Raw genomic sequence first — 16,803 nt, forward strand, 5'->3', positions numbered from 1 at the left:
GTTGAACCCCATGTGAGTTCCGTGATCGCCTCGACCCCCTTCTCCGTCCTCGACCGCTCCCGCACCCGCGAGGGGCACCCGGTCGCCGAGGCGCTGCGTGACACCGTGCGGCTGGCGCGGGAGGCCGAGGAGCTGGGCTATCGCCGGTTCTGGGTGTCGGAGCACCACGGCGTGCCCGGGGTCGCCGGTTCCGCGCCGACCGTGCTGGCCGCCGCCGTCGCCGCGGCCACCCGGACCATCCGGGTCGGGACGGGCGGAGTGATGCTGCCCAACCACCAACCCCTGGTCGTGGCCGAGCAGTTCGGGGTGCTGGAGTCGCTGTTCCCGGGCCGGATCGACATGGGGCTCGGCCGTTCGGTCGGTTTCACCGACGGTGTACGCCGGGCTCTGGGCCGCGACAAGGACGACGCCGACGATTTCGCCGGACAGCTCGACGAACTCCTCGACTGGTTCCGCGGCACCTCGCCCACCGGCGCGCACGCGCGCCCCTCGGAGGGTCTGAGCGTCCCGCCCTTCGTGCTCGCGATGGGTGAGGGCGCCGACATCGCGGCCCGCGCCGGCCTGCCGATGGTGATCGGCGACCTGCGCAACCGGGAGAAGATGCGGCGCGGTATCGACCACTACCGCGCCCGCTTCCGCCCCTCCCCCTGGGCGCCGGAGCCGTATGTCGTCATCTCCGGGACGATCGCGGTGGCCGCCACCCCCGAGGCCGCCCGCCGGCTCCTGATCCCGGAGGCCTGGTCGATGGCGTACTCGCGCACTCACGGCACCTTCCCGCCGCTGCCGCCCGCCGAGCGGGTGGAGCAACTGGCCATGACCGACAAGGAGTTCGGCTTCTACGAGGCCGGGCTCAGCAGGCAGCTCGCGGGCACCGAGGAACAGGTGGCCCACGAGCTGGAGACGGTACTGAAGGAGACGGAGGCCGACGAGGTCCTCGTCACCACCAGCACCTACGACCGCGAGGCCCTGCTGGACTCCTACCGGCGGCTCGCCCGTATCGCCTCGCTCACGGGGTGAGCACCATCCGGAAGCGCGCGGCCCCGGACAGCATCCTCTCGTAGGCCTCGCCGGCCTGGTCCAGGGGCACGGTCTCCACCATCGGACGGATGCCGTGCAGGGCGCTGAAGGCCAGTGTGTCCCGCACGTCCTGCGCGGTGCCGGAGGGATGGCCGCGAACCACCTTGGCGCTCATGAGCAGTTGGAGCGGACTGATCCCCAACGGCGCGTCGTCCGCCCCGACGACCACCAGCTCGCCGCGGGGCCTCAGCCCCTCCACGGTCGCCGTGGCGGCGTCGGCGTTGCCCGCCGTGGCCAGGACGACCTTGGCGCCGCCCAACGCGCGCAGCGCCTCGGCGACCTCGGTGTCCGCCGTGCTGTCGACGTAGTGGTGCGCGCCCAACTGCTTGGCGAAGTCGGCCTTTTCGGCGCCCCGCGCGATCGCCACGGTCTCGAATCCCATGGCGACCGCGTACTGCACGCCCAGGTGACCGAGTCCGCCGAGTCCGAGTACGGCCACCAGGTCGCCCGGCCGCGCGGAACTGTGCCGCAGCCCGTTGAACGTGGTCACGCCCGCACACCCCATCGGCGCGGCGGCGCTCGCCGCCAGCCCCTCGGGGATCCGGGCGAGCGCGTCGACCGGCGCCACGGTCATCTCCGCGAAGCCGCCGTCGTAGGCCCAGCCGGGCACCTTCAGGTTCTCGCAGACGATGAAGTCGCCCTGCCGGCAAGGGGTGCAGTGACCGCAGCTGCCGCCGAACCAGCCGACCGACACCCGGTCGCCGACCCGCCAGCCGTGGTCCGAGGTGCCCTCGCCCAGCGCGTCGATCCGCCCGGCGATCTCATGCCCGGTGACCAGCGGGAACCGTACGCCGGGCACTCCGGCGTTCACGAAGAAGGTGTCGCTGTGGCAGATCCCGCAGGCCTCCACGGCGATGCGTACATGGCCGGGGCCCGGCTGCGGCACCGCGCGCTCGACGACCTCGAACTCGCCGCCGGCGGCGCCTACTTGCGCGACTCGATAGCTGTTCATGCGTCTCTCCAAGAGGGGGCACGGGGGGGGGAGGCCTGCGGGGGCCTCGCTACTGTTCGGCGCCCTGGCTCGCGCGGATCACGATCGCGCCGTCGGTCGCGTCGACCCGGGCCTGGTCGCCCGCGTTCAGCTCACCGGAAAGCAGCAGGTCGGCCAGCCGGTCGTCGACCTCGCGCTGGATGGTGCGGCGCAGCGGGCGGGCGCCGAAGTCGGGCTGGTAGCCGAGGTTCGCGAGCAGGTCGGACGCCGCGTCGGTGACGTCGAGGGTGACGTCCTGGGCGTGCAGCCGGCGCCGGGTGTGTTCCAGCAACAGGTCGACGATCTCGCGCAGTTGGGCGCGTTCGAGGCCGCGGAAGACGATGATCTCGTCGATGCGGTTGAGGAACTCGGGCCGGAAGTGCTGGTTGAGCACCGGCATCACCGATTCGCGGACCTTGGCGTAGTCGTCGACGCCCGCCGCGAGGATACGGTCGGCTCCGATGTTCGACGTCATGATCACGACGGTGTTCTTGAAGTCGACGGTGCGGCCCTGCGAGTCGGTGAGCCGTCCGTCGTCCAGCAGTTGCAGCAGCGTGTTGAAGACGTCGGGGTGCGCCTTCTCGACCTCGTCGAGCAGCAGCACGGCGTACGGCTGCCTGCGGACGGCCTCGGTGAGCTGGCCGGCCTCCTCGTGGCCGACGTATCCGGGAGGGGCGCCGACCAGGCGGGAGACGGTGTGCCGCTCCTGGAACTCGCTCATGTCGAGGCGGATCATGCGGCCCTCGTCGCCGAAGAGGGCGGCGGCGAGCGCGCGGGCCAGTTCCGTCTTGCCGACACCGGTGGGGCCCAGGAAGAGGAAGCTGCCGATGGGCCGGTTCGGGTCGCTCATCCCGGCTCGGGCACGGCGTACCGCGCGGGCGACGGCGGTGATGGCCTCGTCCTGGCCCACCACCCGCTCGTGGAGGTGCTCCTCCAGCTTCATCAGCCGGGCCCGCTCCTCCTCGGTGAGCTGGGCCACGGGGATCCCGGTGGTGCGGGAGACGACCTCGGCGATGTCCTCGGCGGTGACCTTGGGTGCCTGTTCCTCGGCGGTGCCGGCCGTCTTCAGCTCGGCCTCGGTCTCCCTGATCCGGTCGCGGAGTTCCCGGGCCCGCTCGTACTCCTCGTCGGCGACGGCCTGGTCCTTCTCCCGGTTCAGGGCCGCCAGTTGGTCCTCGGCCTCGCGGGTGTCGGAGAGCGGGGTCTTCGCGCGCAGCCGTACCCGGGCCGCGGCCTGGTCCATCAGGTCGATGGCCTTGTCGGGCAGGAAGCGGGCGGTGATGTAGCGGTCGGAGAGCTCGGCCGCCGCGACGACCGCCTCGTCGGTGATCCGGACCTGGTGGTGGGCCTCGTAGCGGTCGCGCAGCCCGCGCAGGATCTCGATGGTGTCGTCGACGGTCGGTTCGCCGACCAGGATGGGCGCGAAGCGGCGCTCCAGCGCGGAGTCCTTCTCGATGTACTTGCGGTACTCGTCGACGGTGGTGGCGCCGATGAGGTGCAACTGACCGCGGGCCAGAGCGGGTTTGAGCATGTTCCCGGCGTCGAGGGAACCGTCGCCCCCGCCGCCCGCACCGACGACGGTGTGCAACTCGTCCAGGAACAGCACCAGTTCGTCCCCGTGCTCGCTCACCTCGTCGAGGAGTTTCTTCAGCCGCTCCTCGAACTCGCCCCGATACTTGGTGCCGGCGACCATCCCGGCCAGGTCCAGCGACACGATCCGCTTGCCCTCCAGGGTCTTCGGCACGTCCCCGGTGACGATCCGCTGGGCGATGCCCTCGACGACGGCGGTCTTGCCGACGCCGGGGTCACCGATGAGGACGGGGTTGTTCTTGCTGCGCCGGGACAGCACCTCGATGGTCTGCTCGACCTCCTCGTCCCGCCCGATCACCGGGTCGAGCCGCCCCGCGCGGGCGTCCTCGGTGAGGTCGCGCCCGTACTCGTCGACGGTGGGCGTGCTGCTGGGCCGCTTCCGCTCGGGCTCGGCACCGGTGAGCGGCGCACCGTTCTCCCAGCCGCTGCCGGCGAGGGCCTGTCCGGCGGCCGACTCGGGGTTGGCGGCCAGGGCCCGCAGCAGGTGTTCGGGCCCGATGTACGAGGAGTCCTCGGCGCGGGAGATCTGGTACGCGTCGAGCAGGGCGCGCTTGGCCGCCGGGGTGAGCGTGGTGGGTTCGGTCTTCACGGCGCCGTCCGCGCCGGCCAGCCGCTCGCGGATCCGGTCGGGGTCCGCGCCCGCCTCGGCGAGCAGCCGCCGGGTCGACTCCTGCTCGGTGGCGGCGGCCAGCAGATGCCGGGCGTCGAGTTCCTCGCTGCCCTCCACGGCGGCGATGTCCCGTGCCTGCGCCACCAGCTCCCGGGCCCGTTCGGAGAGCAGGCTGCCGATGTCGACGCGCTGGGGCCGGCGCGATGGTGCCGCCGGGCCCGAACCGCCGAAATACCGGGACATCAACTCGTCGAATTCCTCGAAGGGGCTGCGTCCGAAACCGAATCCGGGAGTGGTCATGACCACGGGCCTTCCGTGTGACGACTGGCATCCGTACCTTCCAACGTGGCACAGTGCCGACACCCCCGCACCCCCGCAGGTCACCGGGCGTCCCACGACGAGGTCGCATAGACTCGCCGGGTCATGCACAGCCCCCACGACCCCTACGTCCGCGTCCGCGGCGCCCGCGAGCACAACCTTCAGGGCGTCGACGTCGACATCCCGCGGGACGTGCTGGCGGTGTTCACAGGGGTCTCCGGCTCCGGGAAGTCGTCCCTCGCCTTCGGCACGATCTACGCCGAGGCGCAGCGCCGCTACTTCGAGTCGGTGGCGCCGTACGCCCGCAGGCTGATCCATCAGATCGGCGCGCCGAAGGTCGGCGAGATCACCGGCCTGCCGCCCGCGGTCTCGCTCCAGCAGCGCCGCTCGGCCCCCACCTCCCGCTCCTCGGTGGGCACGGTCACCAATCTCTCCAACTCCCTGCGGATGCTGTTCTCCCGCGCCGGTGACTACCCGCCCGGCGCGGAACGCCTCGACTCGGACGCCTTCTCCCCCAATACGGCGGCGGGCGCGTGCCCGGAGTGCCACGGCCTGGGCCGGGTGCACCGGACGACCGAGGAGTCCCTCGTCCCCGACCCCTCGCTGTCGATCCGCGAGGGCGCGATCGCCGCGTGGCCGGGCGCCTGGCAGGGCAAGAACCTGCGCGACATCCTGGACACCCTCGGCCACGACGTGGACGTGCCGTGGCGTGAACTGCCCGCCGAACAGCGGGAGTGGATCCTGTTCACGGACGAGCAGTCGGTGGTCACGGTCCATCCGGTACGGGATGCCGACCGCATCCAACGCCCGTACCAGGGCACGTACATGAGCGCCCGCCGCTATGTGATGAAGACGTTCTCGGACACGAAGAGCCCGACCCTGCGCGCCAAGGCGGAGCGCTTCCTGACCAGCGCCCCCTGCCCGGTCTGCGGCGGCGCACGACTGCGCGCCGAAGCCCTCGCCGTGACCGTCGCGGGCCGCACGATCGCCGACCTGGCCGCACTGCCCCTCGCGGAGCTGTCCGGCATGCTCGGCGGCACGTCGGAGGCGGCCCGCGTCCTCACCGACGACCTCACGTCCCGTATCTCGCCCATCCTCGAACTCGGCCTCGGCTACCTCAGCCTGGACCGCCCGACCCCCACGCTCTCGGCAGGCGAGCTGCAACGGCTGCGCCTGGCAACGCAGTTGCGCTCCGGTCTGTTCGGTGTCGTCTACGTCCTCGACGAACCGTCCGCCGGTCTGCACCCGGCGGACACCGAGGCCCTGCTCACGGTGCTGGACCGGCTGAAGGCGGCGGGCAACTCGGTGTTCGTGGTGGAGCACCACCTGGACGTGATGCGCGGCGCCGACTGGCTGGTGGACGTGGGGCCGCTGGCGGGTGAGCACGGCGGGCGGGTGCTGCACAGCGGTCCGGTGGCCGACCTGGCGGCGGTGAAGGAGTCGGCGACCGCCCGTTTCCTCTTCGCCTCCTCCCCCGCGCCTACCCGCGAAGTCCGCCCGCCGCGCGGCGAGTTGAAGGTCGGCCCGATCACCCGGCACAACCTCCGGGACGTGACCGCGGAGTTCCCCCTCGGCGTGTTCACCGCGGTCACCGGCGTCTCGGGGTCCGGAAAGTCCACGCTGATCGGCGAGATCACCGAGGAACTGCCGGGCGTGGGACGGCTGGTGTCGGTCGATCAGAAACCCATCGGTCGCACTCCGCGCTCCAACCTCGCCACCTACACCGGCCTCTTCGACACCGTCCGCAAGGTGTTCGCGGCCACCGACGAGGCACGGCAACGGGGTTACGGCGTAGGGCGGTTCTCGTTCAACGTGCCGGGCGGGCGCTGCGAGACCTGTCAGGGCGAGGGGTTCGTGAGCGTCGAGCTGCTCTTCCTCCCGAGCACCTATGCGCCCTGCCCGGACTGCGGCGGGGCCCGCTACAACCCCGAGACGCTCCAAGTGACGTACTGCGGACGGAACATCGCGCAGGTGCTGGACCTGACGGTGGAGGCCGCGGCGGACTTCTTCGCGGACACCCCGCCCGTGGCCCGCAGCCTCACCACCCTCCTGGACGTGGGCCTCGGTTATCTGCGGCTGGGCCAGCCCGCCACCGAGCTCTCCGGCGGTGAAGCCCAACGCATCAAGCTGGCAAGCGAGTTGCAGCGCGCCCGGCGCGGCCACACCCTCTACCTACTCGACGAACCGACCACCGGCCTCCACCCCGCCGACGTCGAGGTCCTCCTGCACCAGCTCCACGGCCTGGTCGACGCCGGGCACACCGTGGTGGTGGTCGAGCACGACATGGCCGTGGTGGCGGGCTCGGACTGGGTGATCGATCTGGGGCCGGGTGGTGGGGAGGAGGGGGGACGGATCGTGGCGATCGGTCCGCCGAGGGAAGTGGCGGGAGCTGCGGGGAGCGCCACGGCTCCCTATCTGGCGAGGGCGCTGGCAACCCCGCAGCCGTAGTTCCGCAGTCTCCTACCTCTCGCTCACCAACCCGGCAACCAGTTCACGGGGCAGCCCGTGGGTGTCGTGCAGGTAGTGGTAGTCCTCCTCGCGCAGCGGGCCCCGGAACTCCGGCCTCGACAACACCCGCCGCCCCCGTTCGAGGAGTTGGGTGAACCGCCGCTCCTCGTCGAGCAGCACCTCACGGACCGTGTCCGTGTCGAGCGACTGCCGGAAGTGGTCGAGGGTGTGCTCGACGAGTTCCACCGGCAGGTCGGACACCGTGCGCGAGTCGTCGTGCCGGCGGAGCACGGTGAGCAGTCGGCGGATCAACCGCCGCAGCACATACCCACGACCGGTGTTGGTGGGCCGTACCCCGTCCCCCAGGACGACCAGACTCGACCGCAGATGGTCACAGACCACCCGCGTCGAACGCTCGTCGAGCTCCCACAGGACGGGCACTCTCCGCATCCACGGCTCGAACAGATCCGTCTCGTAGACCGACCGCCGCCCCTGGAGAACGGACACGAGCCGTTCCAACCCCATCCCCGTGTCGACGCCGATCTGCCGCGACGGAACCAGGCCGCCGTCCTCATCGCGTTCGTACCGCAGGTGCACGTGGTTCCAGATCTCCACCCAGCGCGGGTCGGTGGTGGGGCTACCCTCGGGCACCGTGTCGCCGGTCCAGACGAAGATCTCGGAGTCGGGGCCGCAGAGTCCGACCGGCCCGTTGGACCACCAGTTCTCGTCCCGGGTCGACTCGACGGGCAGGCCCGACTCCCGCCAGGTGTGCAGCGATTCGAGGTCGGGGCCGAGCTGTTCGTCGCCGCCGAAGACCGTGACGTACAGCTTCTCGGGCGGGATGCCGAAGCCGTCGCGCAGCAGCTCGTAGCCCCAGCGCAGGCTCTGCGGGTGGTCGTAGTCACCCAACGACCATGATCCGAGCATCTCGAACACGGTGAGGTGGGTGAGGTCGCCGACCTCGTCGAGGTCGGTGGTGCGCAGACAGCGCTGGACGTTCACCAGGCGTCGCCCCTGTGGATGGGGGCGCCCCTGGAGGTACGGCGTGAGGGGGTGCATGCCGGAGGTGGTGAAGAGGACCGGGTCCGAGGGCGGTGGCAGGAGGGTGCTGCCGGTGATCGGCCGGTGGCCCCGTTCGCGGTAGAAGTCGAGGAAGGTGCGGACGACGACGTCAGTGTTGATGTTCGTGTTCATGGCGGTGGTCCTTCGGGTCCGGGGGACGACCGGAAGGGACCGCGGGGAAGCCCGCGAAGGGGCTGGAAACGACACGTCCCGGCGGTCCGTTTCCGGCCGCCGGGAGAGGTGGGTGGAGTCAGGCGTCGGCAGCCGGCGAGCTGGTCGCTCGCGCGGTCGCGGTGCCGGTGTGCCTGATGATCCTCATGGACGCCACGCTAACAGGACGCCTCCGCGCCGTCCTGCGGATTTTCACCGGGGCCCGGGCCACCGAGGTGCAGTGGTCCGAGTGCCGGGCCTGTCCCCACGCCCCGGCCTGTGCCGCGTACGCGAGGGAGCGGCGGTCGGGATGGCTGCCGGGCGCTATGGCCTGTCCCACCTCGACCTCGGCGACCAGTCCACGCGTCGACACCACCCGCCACACCGAGGTGAGCAGTGAGTCGCTGCCGACGAACGCGGGTGCGGTGCTGGCCGTGCCGCCGTCGGTCAGGTAGTGCAGGCCGACGGGTTGGACGGGCACTCCGGCGTCCAGCGCGGCCTGGAAGACGGCCCGCCGAAAGTGCCCCTGGGCTCGGCCGCACCAGGTGCTGCCCTCGGGGAAGACGGCGACCGCTCCGCCGGCGCGCAGGGCGCCCGCGATGGAGGCGACCGTCTCGGGGAGGGCGCGCAGCCGGTCACGATCGATGAACAGGGCGCCGCTGCCCGCGGTGAGCGTCCCGGCCACGGGCCAGTTCCGGATCTCGGCCTTGGCCAGCATCCGGGCGGGGCGTACGGCGGCCATGAGCGGGATGTCCAGCCACGAGATGTGGTTGGCGACCAGCAGCAGTCCACCGGTGGACGTGGTGGTGCCGGTGATGCGGAGCCGGATGCCTGCGGCCCGGACGATCGTGCGGCACCACCAGCGCACCGCGCGGGCCGGGACGCGCCCGCCGATGGGGGTGAGGGCGGCCCCGACGGCCACCACGACCAGGACGGCCACGAATCGCAGCACGGCGCGCGGTATCGCCGTGACGGACCCCGTCGACTCGATGCACGCCCTGGGGGTGCAGGGCGCGCTGGGCAGCCAGACGCTCATCAGGCCGGGACGAGCGAGAGGAAGTGCCGCAGATAGCGCGGGTTGACCCGGCGCATCGACAGCAGCACGTACAGGTCGGCGACCCCGAAGTCCGGGTCGTGGGCGGGCTCGCCGCAGACCCAGGCGCCGAGGCGGACGTATCCGCGCAGCAGCGGCGGGAGTTCGACGCGGCCGGTGGGACGGGTGACGCCGTCCGCGCTCCAGGGCAGCAGCGGGCGCACCCGGAACTCCTCGGGAGCCAGGTGCTTGGCGCTCACCCGGTCCCAGGTGCCGGCCGCGAGGGCACCGCCGTCGGCCAGGGGAATCGAGCAGCAGCCGGCCAGCCATTCGTGGCCGCGGTCCACCATGTAGCGGGCTATGCCGGCCCAGATGAGGCCGATGACCGTGCCGTCGCGGTGGTCGGGGTGGACGCAGGAGCGGCCGACCTCGACGAGACCCGGGCGGATCACGTCGAGGGGAGCGATGTCGAACTCGCTCTCCGAGTAGAGCCGTCCGGCGACCGCGGCGCGCTCGGGCGGCAGCAGCCGGTAGGTGCCGACCACCTGCCCGGTGACCGTGTCGCGGACGAGGAGGTGGTCGCAGTAGGCGTCGAAGGCGTCCACGTCCAGGCCGGGCTGCGGGCTGGAGAGGTGGGCGCCCATCTCCCCGGCGAAGACGTCGTGCCGCAGCCGCTGCGCGGCACGGACCTCGTCCTCGTCGCGGGCGAGCGTGACGGTGTAGCGGGTCGGCGCGGCGGGCTGCGAGGGACGGTCGAGGGTGGAAACGCCGGTCATGGCTCTCCCTGATCACGGGCCGGGGACGGGGGAGGAACAAGCTGGCCGGTTCCGTAAGTCCAGCCGCAACAGTTCTTCCTACGCCGGGCGTCCTGCGCGTGACCTGTGCCCGGAGGCGGGATGTGGGGTTGTTGAACGGCGTCCCCATGCTCCGGTGCTCAGTGCCTGCCGCTCACTTCGGCGGCAAGCACTGCCCCAGCCGCTCCCGGGCCTCCTCGGCGTCGAGCACCCGCTCCAGCACCAGGTCACCCTTCATGCCGGGGAAGAACCGGCCGGCGGGCCAGCCGCGCTGGTACGGCGGCGGATCGAGTACCAGTACCCGTACGCCGTCAACGACCGGGATGTCGGTGGGAGTTCCCTCGTTCCACACCCATTCGCCGCCCGGGGTCACGAGGTTGAAGGATCCGGTGGTCGGCACCTGGCCCGGGGCGTCCCGGCACACGGCCGCCTCCTGCGCGGAGGGGGCCTGCCCGGGTATGTGTCCGCCGCCGACGAGGGTGTCGGCGAGCAGGGTGTGCAACTGGAAGTTGTCGCCGATGCCGCTCATCCGGAGCAGGTAGCCGGTCCCGGTGGGGCGGTGGAGGGCGAGCAGGGGTTCGTCGTCGAGGACGAGGAGGGCGTAGCGCAGGCACTTGAAATCGTGGTCGGACGCCTCCTGCACGGCGTGCAGGGCGCGTAGGAGTCCGAGGCGCCGCTCGGGCGGGAGCGTGGTGCGCACCGCCGGGTGGTTGAGCATCGCGACGGAGGCCATCTCCCACTGCTGGAGCGTGAACCAGCCCACGGCCGTGTCCTGTCCGACCCTTTGGAGGGTTGCCTCGTCCAGGGCGGCCGGGTTCGGATCGGGAAACTCGCCTCCGCCGGTCGCCGCCCAGCGCTCGCAGAACTCCCCGGCGGCGGTGAGGACTTCGGTCAGCCCGTCGAAGACGTGCGTCGCACAGGCTCGTGCGTCCGCGCCTCGCTCGACACAGGCGCCGACCATTACGGCGACCAGGGCGCGCGGCCCGGGAGGTACCTCCGGGAGCAGTGCGGCCAGGCGCGGGCCGGCCTGGGCGCGCTGGTCGTCCCCCGCGCTCCCGAAGTGCTGTTCCATCTGCCCCAGCGTCTGCTGCGAGCGCTCGCCGTCCCGCTCGCGCACAGCGGTCTCGAAGCCTGTCACGGCGTCGAGAAACCGTCCCCGCCCCTTGCGTGTGAAGATCATGCGCGCAGACTACCGAGCGGCACGGTGCCTGGCGGGACCGGGGATGAGCACCACTCCCGGTCCCGCCCGTCCGCACCTTGTCGGCGAACGTCCATGTCCCGTGAGGGAGTTATTGCGGGAGTTCAGCGCTTGGCGACCTTGCGAGTGGCGCGGAGCCACTCCTTGTTCATGGCGGTGATGGAGACCAGCGGGATGCCCTTCGGGCAGGCGGTGGCGCATTCGCCGGTGAGGGTGCAGCCGCCGAAGCCCTCGTCGTCCATCTGCGTGACCATGTCGAGGACGCGGGTCTCGCGCTCGGGGGCGCCCTGCGGGAGGACATTGAGGTGGTTGATCTTGGCGGAGGTGAAAAGCATCGCCGCGCCGTTGGGACACGCGGCCACGCACGCCCCGCAGCCGATGCACTCGGCGTGCTCGAAGGCGAAGTCGGCGTCCGGTTTGGGCACGGGGGTGGCGTGGGCCTCGGGGGCGGCGCCGGTGGGCGCGGTGATGTAGCCGCCGGCCTGGATGATGCGGTCGAAGGCCGAGCGGTCGACCACGAGGTCCTTGACGACGGGGAAGGCGGAGGCGCGCCACGGCTCGATGTCGATGGTGTCGCCGTCCTCGAAGGACCGCATGTGCAGCTGGCAGGTGGTAGTGCGCTCGGGGCCGTGCGCGTCGCCGTTGATGACCAGGCTGCACGCGCCGCAGATGCCCTCGCGGCAGTCGTGGTCGAAGGCGACGGGGTCCTCGCCCTTGAGGATGAGTTCCTCGTTGAGAGTGTCGAGCATCTCCAGGAACGACATGTCCGTGGAGATTCCGTCCACTTGGTAGGTGGACATGGCGCCTTCGGCGTCGGCGTTCTTCTGCCGCCAGACGCGCAGGGTGAGCTTCATGCGTAGCTCCGCTGAGTGGGGTGGACGTACTCGAAGACCAGGTCTTCCTTGTGCAGCACGGGAGATGAGCCCGTGCCGGTGAACTCCCAGGCGGCGGCGTACGAGAACTCCTCGTCCCTGCGCGCCGCTTCGCCGTCCGGGGTCTGCGACTCCTCGCGGAAGTGGCCGCCGCAGGACTCGGCGCGGTCGAGCGCGTCGAGGCACATCAGCTCGGCGAGTTCGAGGTAGTCGACGACGCGGTTCGCCTTCTCCAGCGACTGGTTGAACTCCTCGCCGGTGCCGGGCACTTTGATGCGCCGCCAGAACTCCTCGCGGATCTGCGGGATGCGTTCCAGCGCCTTGCGCAGTCCGCTGTCGGTGCGGGCCATGCCGCAGAACTCCCACATGAGTTCGCCGACTTCGCGGTGGAAGGAGTCGGGGGTACGGTCGCCGTCGACGGAGAGCAGGAGGTTGAGACGGTCCTCGGTCTCGGCCAACACCTCCTGTACTGCGGGGTGTTCGGCGGTGATCCGCTCATGTCCCGGGTGGCGGGCGAGGTAGTCGTTGATGGTCGCAGGGAGCACGAAGTAGCCGTCGGCGAGGCCCTGCATCAGCGCGGAGGCACCGAGCCGGTTGGCGCCGTGGTCGGAGAAGTTGGCCTCGCCGATCGCGAACAGGCCCGGGATCGTGGTCTGGAGGTCGTAGTCGACCCAGAGTCCGCCCATCGTGTAGTGCACTGCCGGATAGATCCGCATGGGGACCGTGTACGGGTCCTCGGCGGTGATCCGGGCGTACATGTCGAAGAGGTTGCCGTACTTCTCCTCGACGGCCTTGCGCCCCATCCTTCGGATGGCGTCGGCGAAGTCGAGGTAGACGCCCTGGCCGCCGGGGCCGACCCCGCGCCCCTCGTCGCACACGTTCTTCGCGGCGCGCGAGGCGATGTCGCGCGGCACCAGGTTGCCGAAGGACGGGTAGATGCGCTCCAGGTAGTAGTCGCGCTCGTCCTCGGGGATCTGGTTCGCCGGACGTGTGTCGCCCTTGGCCTTCGGCACCCAGATCCGGCCGTCGTTGCGCAACGACTCGCTCATCAGGGTCAGCTTGGACTGGTGGTCGCCGGTGCGCGGGATGCAGGTCGGATGGATCTGGGTGAAGCACGGGTTGGCGAAGAGAGCGCCGCGCCGGTGGGCCCGCCAGACGGCGGTGGCGTTGGAGTTCATGGCGTTCGTCGACAGGTAGAAGACGTTGCCGTAGCCGCCGCTGGCGAGGACGACGGCGTCCGCGAAGTAGGTGTCGATACGGCCGGTGACGAGATCCCGGGCGACGATTCCGCGCGCTTTCCCGTCGATGACGATCAGGTCGAGCATCTCGGTGCGCGGGTGCATCTCGATGTTCCCGGCGGCGATCTGGCGGGACAGCGCCTGGTAGGCGCCGAGGAGGAGTTGCTGTCCGGTCTGGCCGCGGGCGTAGAAGGTCCGGGAGACCTGGACGCCGCCGAAGGAGCGGGTGTCGAGGAGGCCGCCGTACTCGCGGGCGAACGGCACGCCCTGCGCCACGCACTGGTCGATGATCTCGACGGAGATCTGCGCGAGCCGGTGGACGTTGGACTCGCGGGCCCTGAAGTCGCCGCCCTTGACGGTGTCGTAGAAGAGGCGGTGGACGGAGTCGCCGTCGTTGCGGTAGTTCTTCGCCGCGTTGATGCCGCCCTGGGCGGCGATCGAGTGGGCGCGGCGCGGGGAGTCCTGGTAGCAGAACTGGACGACGTGGTAGCCCTGTTCGGCGAGCGTGGCGCCGGCGGAGCCGCCCGCGAGGCCGGTGCCGACGACGATCACCGTGTGTTTGCGCCGGTTGGCGGGGTTGACGAGTTTGGCCTCGAAACGGCGGGTGTCCCAGCGTTCGTTGATCGGGCCGGTGGGGGCCTTGGTGTCGGTGACGGGTTCCCCGGTCGTGAAGTCCGTGTATTCGGCGGTCATTTCAGCTCACCACTCCGGTCATGACGCCCACGGGTACGGCGATGAAGCCGGCCGTGAGCAGCAGCGCGAGGACATTGGCGGTGGTCTTCAGGGCGCGGTCGCGGCTGCGGCTGCCCGCGCCGAGGGTCTGGGCCGCGCTCCAGAAGCCGTGCCGGACGTGCAGGCCGAGGGCGAGCATCGCGACGATGTAGATGACGTCGCCGTACCAGGTGGAGAAGGTGTCCACGACGTTCTGGTACGGGTGGCCCTCCTGGAAGCCGCCGGAGTGCACGGTGCCGGTCGTCAGGTCGAGGAGGTGCCAGACGATGAACAGGGCGAGGATGACGCCGCCCCAGCGCATGGTGCGGGTGGCGTAGGTCGCCCGGGGTTTCTTGTGCACGTACTTGCTGGGGCGCGCCCTGATGTCGCGGCGGCTGAGCTGGTACGCGGAGACGGCGTGCGCGACCACGGCGACGACGAGGACGATCCGGATCAGCCAGAGCGTCCACTCGTAGTGCATGAACGGCTCGCCGACCGTGCGCAGCCAGTGGGCGTAGTGGTTGAACTCGCCCGCGCCGAAGAAGATCTTCAGGTTGCCGATCATGTGGACGACCAGGTACAGCAGCATGATCAGGCCGCTGACCGCCATCACTGTCTTCTTGCCGACGGAGCTGTCCCAAACGGTGCGTGCCATCGACGGCCGTCGGTCCGTCCGCGTTGCCAGAGCCATGTCTACGGACGTTAGGCGTCCGGATGCCGATCGGTCCAAGACATGGTCTGCCTGGATTCCATAGGCTACGGCTATCGTGGGTGGATGCAGTTCCAGCAGCTCCAGTACTTCGTGGCGGTCGCCGAGACCCGGCACTTCACCCGGGCCGCCGATCTGGTCCATGTCGCGCAGCCCTCGCTGTCCCAGCAGATCAAGGCGCTGGAGCGGGAGTTGGGCGCGGATCTGTTCCTGCGGGCGCGGGGAAACATCACGCTCACGGACGCGGGCGAGGCGCTGCTGCCGCTGGCCCGGCGCATCCTGGCCGACGCGGACACGGCCCGGCACGAGGTCCTGGAGCTGGTCCAGCTCCGCAGCGGCCGGGTCCGCCTGGGCGCGACCCCGAGCCTGTGCACGGGCCTGCTGCCGGACGTACTCCGTGCCTTCCACGACCGCTACCCGGGCATCCGACTCCTCATCGAGGAGGGCGGTTCACACGACCTCGTACGGGAACTGGCGCGCGGCGCCCTGGACCTAGCCCTGGTGGTCCTGCCGCTCCCCACTCCATCACCGGCGCTGACCACGGTTGAACTGCTCCGCGAGGACCTCGTGGTCGTGTCATCACCGGAGGCACCCGCACCGGGCCGCGGCCGGACGGTCCGGATCGCCGACCTCGAAGGCGAGCGCCTGGTCATGTTCCGCCACGGCTACGACCTGCGCGAACTGACCGTCGCCGCCTGCCGCGCGGAGGGCTTCGAACCGGACTTCGCGGTGGAGGGCGGCGAGATGGACGCGGTGCTGGGCTTCGTGCGGGCGGGGCTCGGCGTGGCCGTCGTACCGCGCATGGTCGCGACGAAGTCCGGGCGAGGGCTGCGCGTGACCTCCCTCGCCCGACCCGGCCTGCACCGGACGATCGCCCTGGCCCACCGCAGCGATGTGGCTCCGCCTCGGGCGGCGAGGGAGTTGCAGCGGATGTTGTTGGAGCGGTGAGGTTGGGATTCAGCGGGGTGCTGTGGTGGATGTTTCTGGAGGGGTGAACGGTGGGTCTTGGTAGGTCGCTGCGGCGGGCGTTGTCGGAAAGGTGATGGGCGGGGGCTTGGCGCGCCATGTTGCCGGAGCGGTGACAGGCTGGGATTCGGCAGGTCACCGCTGCGGATGTTGCCGCAGCGGGTGAACGGCCCGGACCCCACCGGATCACCAGCGCGGCTGCGGCTGCACGGTGAACGGCGGACCTCAACAGGTCACCGCGGCGGGCGTCGGCATCCGACCCTCACCAGGTCGGGATGAGCCCCCCGTCGATCACCAGATCGCTGCCCGTGAGGTTCGCCGCCCGGTCGCCGGCGAGGAAGAGGACCACGTCGGCAATCTCGGTGGGCTTGGAGAAGCGGCCGGTGACCGTGCCTGAGGCGGCCTGGGCCGCGATCTCTGCGGGGGTGAGGCCGGTGGCGGCCGAGACGGTTTCGGCTACTCCGCCGCCGCCGAGCCACAGTGCCGTCTCGACGGGGCCGGGGCTGACCGTGTTGACGCGGATGCCCTTCGGGCCGACCTCCTTGGAGAGGGCCTTGGAGAAGGCGACCAGGGCGGCCTTGCCGGCGCTGTAGTCGATGACCAGCGGGTCCGGGAGGGTGGCGTTGACCGAGCCGATCGTGATCACGGAGCCCCGGCCTGCGGCCAGCATCAGTGGCAGGGCGGCGCGGGTGACGCGGACCGCCGTGAGGAGGTTCAGGTCGAGGGTGCGTTGCCAGTCGTCGTCGGTGACGGACAGGAAGCCGCCGGTGCGGGGCGGGGCCGTACCGACGTTGTTCACCAGGATGTCGACGCGCCCGTCGGCCGCCGCGATCAGGCGCTCGGCCGCGGCGGGTTCGGCGAGGTCGACAGGCACCCAGCTGACCGGGAACTCCTTTGCCAGCGCGTCCAGTTCCTCGGTGGTGGTGCGGGATCCGGCGACGACGGTCGCGCCGGCTCCGGCCAACGCCGTCACGACGGCCAGTCCGATGCCCTTGCTCGCACCTGTCACGACTGCCGTACGGCCCTGCAGGTCGGTGCTCATCGGGACCAGCTCCTT

At 70.9% G+C, this 16,803-nt stretch carries 13 protein-coding genes; 3 read left to right on the forward strand and 10 right to left on the reverse strand.

Annotation, left to right across the window (positions count from 1 at the left end; genetic code table 11):
* Window positions 1-12 precede the first annotated feature (12 nt).
* The gene (locus tag AB0M63_RS24770) at window positions 13-1,017 is read left to right on the forward strand and encodes an LLM class flavin-dependent oxidoreductase (RefSeq protein WP_366020921.1); all 1,005 of its coding nucleotides are present in this window, start codon (window positions 13-15) and stop codon (window positions 1,015-1,017) included.
* Here the strand turns inward: AB0M63_RS24770 and AB0M63_RS24775 are convergent.
* Both AB0M63_RS24775 and AB0M63_RS24780 read right to left on the reverse strand, forming a co-directional pair.
* A complete protein-coding gene (locus tag AB0M63_RS24775) occupies window positions 1,007-2,029 on the reverse strand; it encodes an alcohol dehydrogenase (protein ID WP_366020922.1) in 1,023 nt (340 codons plus the stop codon). The two genes, AB0M63_RS24770 and AB0M63_RS24775, sit on opposite strands and share 11 nt — an antisense overlap.
* 49 nt (window positions 2,030-2,078) lie before the next feature.
* Entirely contained in the window at window positions 2,079-4,547 is a 2,469-nt protein-coding gene (locus tag AB0M63_RS24780) for an ATP-dependent Clp protease ATP-binding subunit (RefSeq protein ID WP_355911432.1), read from the reverse strand.
* A gap of 123 nt (window positions 4,548-4,670) precedes the next feature.
* Here AB0M63_RS24780 and AB0M63_RS24785 point away from each other — a divergent pair, with 123 nt between their 5' ends.
* Window positions 4,671-7,013: an excinuclease ABC subunit UvrA gene (locus tag AB0M63_RS24785; protein ID WP_366020923.1), complete on the forward strand. Its 2,343-nt coding sequence runs from the start codon at window positions 4,671-4,673 to the stop codon at window positions 7,011-7,013.
* A 12-nt stretch (window positions 7,014-7,025) separates the two neighbouring features.
* On the opposite strand, the gene AB0M63_RS24790 is transcribed toward AB0M63_RS24785, so the two are convergent.
* The 7 genes from AB0M63_RS24790 to AB0M63_RS24820 form a co-directional block, all read right to left on the reverse strand.
* Window positions 7,026-8,195 carry an alanine--tRNA ligase-related protein gene (locus AB0M63_RS24790; protein ID WP_366021021.1) on the reverse strand — a complete coding sequence of 390 codons (1,170 nt, stop codon included), beginning with the start codon at window positions 8,193-8,195 and terminating at the stop codon, window positions 7,026-7,028.
* A 130-nt stretch (window positions 8,196-8,325) separates the two neighbouring features.
* Window positions 8,326-9,261 (reverse strand): lysophospholipid acyltransferase family protein, encoded by a 936-nt coding sequence (locus AB0M63_RS24795; RefSeq protein ID WP_366020924.1) that lies wholly within the window; start codon window positions 9,259-9,261, stop codon window positions 8,326-8,328.
* A complete protein-coding gene (locus tag AB0M63_RS24800) occupies window positions 9,261-10,034 on the reverse strand; it encodes a GNAT family N-acyltransferase (RefSeq protein WP_366020925.1) in 774 nt (257 codons plus the stop codon). Before AB0M63_RS24800 ends, AB0M63_RS24795 begins: the two co-directional genes overlap by 1 nt.
* 172 nt (window positions 10,035-10,206) lie before the next feature.
* Window positions 10,207-11,232, reverse strand: coding sequence for a hypothetical protein (locus AB0M63_RS24805; protein WP_366020926.1), 1,026 nt, complete (start codon window positions 11,230-11,232; stop codon window positions 10,207-10,209).
* Between the two features lie 122 nt (window positions 11,233-11,354).
* Entirely contained in the window at window positions 11,355-12,104 is a 750-nt protein-coding gene (locus AB0M63_RS24810; RefSeq protein WP_355911447.1) for a succinate dehydrogenase/fumarate reductase iron-sulfur subunit, read from the reverse strand.
* Entirely contained in the window at window positions 12,101-14,053 is a 1,953-nt protein-coding gene (locus AB0M63_RS24815; RefSeq protein WP_366020927.1) for a fumarate reductase/succinate dehydrogenase flavoprotein subunit, read from the reverse strand. The genes AB0M63_RS24810 and AB0M63_RS24815 overlap by 4 nt, the downstream gene beginning before the upstream one ends.
* A gap of 1 nt (window position 14,054) precedes the next feature.
* Window positions 14,055-14,726, reverse strand: coding sequence for a succinate dehydrogenase (locus AB0M63_RS24820; RefSeq protein WP_355911823.1), 672 nt, complete (start codon window positions 14,724-14,726; stop codon window positions 14,055-14,057).
* Window positions 14,727-14,846: 120 nt separating this feature from the next.
* Between AB0M63_RS24820 and AB0M63_RS24825 the strand changes: the two genes are divergently transcribed.
* A complete protein-coding gene (locus AB0M63_RS24825; protein WP_356058833.1) occupies window positions 14,847-15,728 on the forward strand; it encodes a LysR substrate-binding domain-containing protein in 882 nt (293 codons plus the stop codon).
* A 280-nt stretch (window positions 15,729-16,008) separates the two neighbouring features.
* On the opposite strand, the gene AB0M63_RS24830 is transcribed toward AB0M63_RS24825, so the two are convergent.
* Complete coding sequence (locus AB0M63_RS24830) at window positions 16,009-16,788, reverse strand: oxidoreductase (protein ID WP_355911456.1); 780 nt, start codon at window positions 16,786-16,788, stop codon at window positions 16,009-16,011.
* Window positions 16,789-16,803 lie beyond the last annotated feature (15 nt).

Origin of the sequence: Streptomyces sp. NPDC051576, from assembly GCF_040681835.1 — a bacterium.
In the GTDB taxonomy this organism is placed as follows: Bacteria; Actinomycetota; Actinomycetes; order Streptomycetales; family Streptomycetaceae; genus Streptomyces.